5 protein-coding genes and 1 pseudogene are annotated in these 5,751 nt (G+C 66.7%); 1 reads left to right on the forward strand and 5 read right to left on the reverse strand.

All coding sequences use genetic code 11. The features are described from left to right. Positions 1-301: 301 nt before the first annotated feature. The 5 genes from JWQ89_RS05965 to JWQ89_RS05985 form a co-directional block, all read right to left on the reverse strand. The gene (locus JWQ89_RS05965; RefSeq protein ID WP_299639273.1) at positions 302-1,912 is read right to left on the reverse strand and encodes an ABC transporter substrate-binding protein; all 1,611 of its coding nucleotides are present in this window, start codon (positions 1,910-1,912) and stop codon (positions 302-304) included. 55 nt (positions 1,913-1,967) lie between these two features. Further along, the gene (locus JWQ89_RS05970; protein WP_299639275.1) at positions 1,968-2,462 is read right to left on the reverse strand and encodes a hypothetical protein; all 495 of its coding nucleotides are present in this window, start codon (positions 2,460-2,462) and stop codon (positions 1,968-1,970) included. Further along, the gene (locus tag JWQ89_RS05975; RefSeq protein ID WP_299639277.1) at positions 2,459-3,067 is read right to left on the reverse strand and encodes a cupin domain-containing protein; all 609 of its coding nucleotides are present in this window, start codon (positions 3,065-3,067) and stop codon (positions 2,459-2,461) included. Before JWQ89_RS05975 ends, JWQ89_RS05970 begins: the two co-directional genes overlap by 4 nt. Before the next feature lie 68 nt (positions 3,068-3,135). Beyond that, positions 3,136-4,104 carry an NAD-dependent epimerase/dehydratase family protein gene (locus tag JWQ89_RS05980; RefSeq protein ID WP_299639279.1) on the reverse strand — a complete coding sequence of 323 codons (969 nt, stop codon included), beginning with the start codon at positions 4,102-4,104 and terminating at the stop codon, positions 3,136-3,138. Positions 4,105-4,198: 94 nt separating this feature from the next. Then, complete coding sequence (locus JWQ89_RS05985) at positions 4,199-5,398, reverse strand: ROK family transcriptional regulator (RefSeq protein ID WP_299639280.1); 1,200 nt, start codon at positions 5,396-5,398, stop codon at positions 4,199-4,201. Positions 5,399-5,558: 160 nt separating this feature from the next. Here JWQ89_RS05985 and JWQ89_RS05990 point away from each other — a divergent pair. Continuing rightward, positions 5,559-5,751, forward strand: a pseudogene (locus JWQ89_RS05990) (carbohydrate ABC transporter substrate-binding protein); the annotation flags it as partial.

Below are 5,751 nucleotides of genomic sequence, written 5' to 3' on the forward strand. Positions count from 1 at the left end.
GTCATTTGGGCGCGCCCATATCGTTCCTCGCTCTGCTCGGACCGGGCATCGCTAGCGATGCCGACCCCTCATCCGCCCTTCGGGCACCTTCTCCCGCAAGGGGAGAAGGCAGCGGGGGCAATCGTGAGGGCAGGCGGGCGGCGAGTTTCGTCAAATGCGTCTCCGAGAAGCCACCGGCTCCTCTGTTCTGCCTTCTCCCCTTGCGGGAGAAGGTGCCCGAAGGGCGGATGAGGGGTCCGCGGCGCGGTAGCGTCGCGCGACCTGAGCGGAGCGAAGGGCGGACTCCCGCCCTCCGATGGGACTATTCCTTCGTCACGCCGCCATAGCGGTCGTCCGAGAACGTGATGCCCAGCACCACACCCTTGACGTTCGCGCGCATGGCGACCTTGCGGCTGTCCTGGAACATGTAGACGAAGGGCGAGCTGTCGGTGTGGGCGCGCTGGATTTCGTCGTACATCTGCTTGCGCTTCTCGGTGTCCTGTTCCTGCACGGCGGCGAGGACCTGGTCGGAGAGCGGGCCGGAGTTCCAGCCGAAGCGGTCGGCGAGGTTGCCGTGGGCGCCGTCGGGATCGGTCGGGTCGTTCACGGTGAACGCCTTGGCGTTGGAGTGCGGATCGGGATAGTCCGGGCCCCAGAGGCCGAACCAGATGTCGAGGTCGTGCGAGCGGTAGCGTTCCAGCCACTGGCCGCCGTCCACCACCTGCAGGTCGAGCTCGATGCCGGCCTGCGCCATGGTCGCCTGCACGGCCTGAGCGTATTCGGTATAGGGCGGGACGTTCCAGACCACGGTCGCGAGCTTGATCGGGGTCGCAACGCCGGACTCGGCGATCAGCGCCTTGGCCTTCTCCACGTCGAGCTTGTAGGGGGTGTAGCCGATGCCGCCGCCCAGGAACCCGTCGGGGATCATGGTCTGGTGCACCTTCACGGTGCCGCGGCCGATCGAGTCGGCGATGCCCTGGTAGTCGACGAGGTACTTCATCGCCTCGACCACCTTCGGGTTGCTCAGCGCCGGATTACGGACGTTGAGGCCGAAATAGTAGATCGTCGATGAGATGCCTTCCTTGACCGAAACGTCGGGATTGGCCGACACGGCGCCGATATCGTCGGGCCCTAGCTTGTTGGCAATGTCGATGTCGCCCTTTTCGAGCGCCAGGCGCTGCGTGGCCGATTCCGGCATGTGCTGGATGAAGATGCGCTCGACGCCCGGAGGAGTGCCCCAGTAATTGTCGTTGCGGCTGATCAGGATCGAGACCTTGGGGTCCCACTTGGTGAGGACGTAGGGGCCCGAGCCGGCCGAGTTGTCGGATTTCAGCCAGGCGTTGCCATAGTCGTTGCTGCCGTCTTCGCGCTTGCCCTCGTGCTGCTTGACGAGGGCGGAGTCGACGATGCCGCCGGTGAAGGAGCTCAGCACGTAGAGCACGAAGCTCTGCGCGTATTTCTGGTCGACCTGCAGCACCAGGGTGCTGTCGTCGGTCGCCTTGATGCGCTCGGCAACGTTGTCCTTGTTGAGCCCGAACTGGGTCAGGATGAACGAGATGCGGCTATCGAGCAGGATGACGCGCTGCAGCGAATACTCGGCGTCCTTGGCGGTCACCGGGTGGCCCGAGGCGAACTTGGCCTGGGGGTTCATCTTGAAGGTGAAGGTCTTGCCGTCTTCCGACACCGACCAGCTCTCGGCGAGGACGCCGATGATCTTGGTGGGATCGGCCGGGTCGAACGTCACCAGCGGCTGATAGATCTGCTGGCTCATCAACACGCCGCCGACTTCCGACACTTCCGCCGGATCGAGCGTGATGATGTCGTCGATCGCATCGGCGATGACGAGGGTATTCTTAGGTGTTTCGGCGATCGCTCCGGACGCGGTCATCACCGCGCCGACGGCGACCGCCATAAGCGTCTTGAACAAACGCATTACAGTCTCCCTGGTTGAGTTCGTCAGTCTCCGGCGAGAGCCCCGCCGGTATTCGTCATCTCTCGCTGATCCCCTTGAAGGTGAAGATCAGCGCAGCGATGGGCAGAAGCGTGTCAACGGTGGCGAGGACGGCCGGCGTGAAGATGCCGGCATCGCCGAGCAGCGCCACGACGCCGCGGGTCTCGCCGCCGATCACGATGGGAAAGCACGAGCAGGCGCCGTAGCCCATGGCGACGAGGCCGGCGGTTTCCGGAATGAACGCCGCCATGGCCGCGACGCTGTCGCCGATCACCGGCCGCATCTCGCCGAGGATGCGCCGGTTCCACGGGCTGTCGTCGACCGGATCGACATTGCCGACCGGGAAATCCACCGGGTTCGAGGTGCCGATGCGGTGCGTGACGCTCCTGTCGGGCGCGGTGGCGATGAACGTGGCGGTGCGGACGCCGGGGATTGCGGTGAACAGTTCCGACAGCACGGCGAAGAGTTGCACGGGGCCGGTCGCGAGCGCAGCGCTCAGCTTGCCGGCGATGGCGGGATCGATCGGGCTCATTGGGGGAACAGCTGCATGGTGCCGACCCAGAGCTCGAGCGCCGTGCCGGGGCCGATATTGGTGCCGCGATGCGGCTTGCGGCTGTCGAAATGCAGCGTGTCGCCGGGGCCCAGCCGGTATTCGATGCCGTCGACCTCGTACAGCATTTCGCCCGCGACGAGATAGACGAAGTCCTCGCCCTCGTGGCTCATCATCTCCGAGGCGTGGCCGGGCGGCACGTGCGAGAGGCAGGCGTTGAGCGTCGCCTCGGGGAAGCCGCGCTCTAGGAACTCGTAATAGCGCGAGGTGCCGCCGACCTTGTAGGTCTGGCGCTGGCCGGAATGGCTGACGACGCTGTGCCGGCGCGCGGGGGAGGCGGAGACGAATTGGTCGACGGTGGTCTCCAGCGCCTTCGCCACATTGTAGAGCGAGGTCAGCGAGGGGCTCGAGATGCCGCGCTCGATCTGCGAGATGAAGCCGACGGTGAGCGAGGCCTCCTCGGCCACCTGCTGCTGGGTCTTGCCCAGTTCCTTCCGACGGTCGCGCAGCCGCTGCCCGAGGCTCGGGTCGATCGGTGTCGCCGGTTCGGCCGGCTCGGAACGCTTCTCGAATTTCAGAACTGGCACGGACGCCCTCGCGATTTTAGTGAAACTAAAGAAGCGCGCGCCCGAGTCAATCCCGGGTAGGGCGGGAATCAGCCCTGGCTGAGTTCCCAATCGATGGTGCGGCGCAGGGCCTGCTCCTCGGGGACGATTTCGCTGTACCCCAGCTCGGCCCGGATACGGGCGGAATCGAGGGTCAGCGGATAGCTGAGATCGCTCGATTCGGCGCGGTCGGCGAGGACGCCGTTAGCCTCGGCGTCGACGAGGACGATGTCCCTGTCGTGACCCATCAGCGTCAGGATGGTGCGGGCCCAGTCGGCCTGCGTGCGGACGTTCCGCTGCGCCACGTTGTAGGTCCGCCCGGCGGCCTCGGGCAGGGTGGCGGCCAGCGCCAGCGCTTCGGCCACGTCGTCGATATAGGCGTAGGAATTGAGCCAGGCGGCGCCGCGCTTGTCGAGCCTGAACGGCTCGCCCTTCTTCGCGCCCTTGATGGCCCAGCCGAAGCGGTGCTGCTTGTCCTCGGGCCCGAAGATCATCGGCAGCCGCATCACCGTCGCCTCGGGCGCGCCATGGGCGAGGGCGAACTCCTCGATCGGGATCTTGTCGTAGTCCTCGAACAGCTCGTCCTCGACGCCCTTGGGACGGCGGTCATTGCCGCGATAGGGGTAGCGCAGGGTGCGCAGTGGGGAGTCTTCGGTGGCGGGTTCCGGGCGGACCGCCGGGCTCTCCTTCTTCAACAGGCCCCCGTAGTTGGAATAGACGTCGGTGGAACTCACCAGCACATAGCGTGCGCCGGCGGAGGCGGCGGCCTCGATCACCGGCTGGGTATTGCGCAGGGTGAGGGCGAAGATGTCGATCACCGCGCTGACGCCGTTGGCCTTGAGGAGCTCGGCGAGCTTGCTGCCGTCCATCCGGTCGGCTTTCTCGAACCGCACCCCCTCGTGCAGCGCCACCGGGCTCTTGCCGCGCGCAACCGCCAGCACGTCATGCCCGCGCTCCTTGAGGCGCCTGGCCGTTGCCGTGCCGAGGAACCCCGTCCCGCCGATGATTGCAATGGTCATGCCGCCGACTCCTTTTACCGAAAGAGCGGAAGACTGTTCGAGCGGGGAGGGCGGCGCAACCCCTCAATGTCCCCGCCGGACATCCTGCCTCAGGCTAGTTGAGCAACCGGCCATGGTGGCGCAGCACCAGCCCGACCGCGCCCATGCAGGCGCCGTTGTCGGAAAAGCGGCTGGGGCTGAGGATGGTGCGCGCCGTGTCGGGCACGTCGCCGTGCTTGACCAGCGTGTGGCGCTCGAAGCTTTCGGCCAGCGGCCGCATCAGCATGTCGCCCGCCGCGACCAGCCGCCCGCTGACCACCACCAGCGTGGGGTTGAACACCGAGCCGATCAGCCCGAGCCCGTGCCCGCCGGCCTCGCCCGCCCGCTCGATCAAGGCCCGGCAGGTGGCGTCGCCGCCGAGCGCCAGTTCGACCACGTCGGCGAGGCGCATGGACCGGCCGAAATGCCGCTCGGACTCGGCCAGGGGCTCGCGGAAACTGGCATAGACATCTAGGCAGCCGCGGTTGCCGCAGCGGCAGGGCGGGCCGTTGGGATCGAGCACCACGTGCCCGAACTCGCCGGCGCCGCCGGCAATGCCGCGCAGCACCCGGCCACCCGAGACGATGGCGCCGCCGACCCCGAGGTCGAGCGTATAGACGATGAAATCGTCATGGCCCTGCGCCGCGCCCCAGGTCATCTCGGCGATGGCGGCGCAGTTGCTCTCGTTGTCGCAGAAGATCGGCACGCCATCGAAGATCGGGCCGAACAGCTCGCGCATGTCGGCGCCGGCCCAGGTCGGCATGCCGCCGGCGCGCAGCATCTTGCCGGTGACCGGATTGACCGGGCCGCCCACCGCGATGCCCACCCCGAGCAGGCCCTCGCGGCCCTGCCACTGGCCCTGGTAGGCGTCGGCGATGAGCTTCCTCACATATTCGATCGCCGTATCGGGGGAGTAGTCCGGCGCGAGGTAGGCCGAGCGGTCGGAAAGCACGGTGTGCGAAACGTCCGCGAGGATCACCTGGATTTCGGTCTGCCCGATGAGAATGCCGATGCAGGTGCCGGCCTTGGGGTTGAGCGTCAGGGCCGTAGCCGGCCGCCCGACGCCGCCGGCGGATTCGCTGCCGGCCTCGACCACCATGTCGGAGCGGCGCAGTTCCGTGAGCACCGTCGATACCGTCGACTTGGCCAATCCGGTAAGCCGCGCGATCTGCGTCGCGCTCAGGGCGCCGCGCGCGCTGAGGGTGCGCACGATCCGCCCGGTTGGCGTGGCTAAAGCCCCGTCAGTCAGTAGAGATTTGAGTTCGATCTTGTTCACATGGGCGCTCCCCAAGCGCGTTGACAAGCCGAATAAGTTCACCCTAGAACTAATGCGACGGTGCGCAGGAGGATGTGCACCGGCAAGAGAAAAGCGCAAGTGGCCACAGGGACCGACCATAGAGTCGGGTGGGTAGCGAGCGCATGGGAGAGAGACAGACATGAACTTCAGGACAAAGGTCGCGGCTTCCGCGGCCACGCTGCTGACTGCTGCGCTGCTTTCGGGCACCGCAATGGCCGCACCCAAGGTGCTGATGCTGCATCAGTGGGCCGCGGGCAATGATGCCGCCTCCATCGCCAAGCTCGGTGAAATGTTCACGGCTGCCGGCGGCACCTGGGAGCAGACCGCCATTG

This window comes from Devosia sp. (genome assembly GCF_028290645.1).
GTDB lineage: Bacteria > Pseudomonadota > Alphaproteobacteria > Rhizobiales > Devosiaceae > Devosia_A.

What these genes read in the sequence shown, in the direction of transcription:
- JWQ89_RS05980 (WP_299639279.1), bottom strand. Translation starts at nt 4,104, where the DNA reads ATGACCATTGCAATCATCGGCGGGACGGGGTTCCTCGGCACGGCAACG.
- JWQ89_RS05970 (WP_299639275.1), bottom strand. Translation starts at nt 2,462, where the DNA reads ATGAGCCCGATCGATCCCGCCATCGCCGGCAAGCTGAGCGCTGCGCTC.
- JWQ89_RS05965 (WP_299639273.1), bottom strand. Translation starts at nt 1,912, where the DNA reads ATGCGTTTGTTCAAGACGCTTATGGCGGTCGCCGTCGGCGCGGTGATG.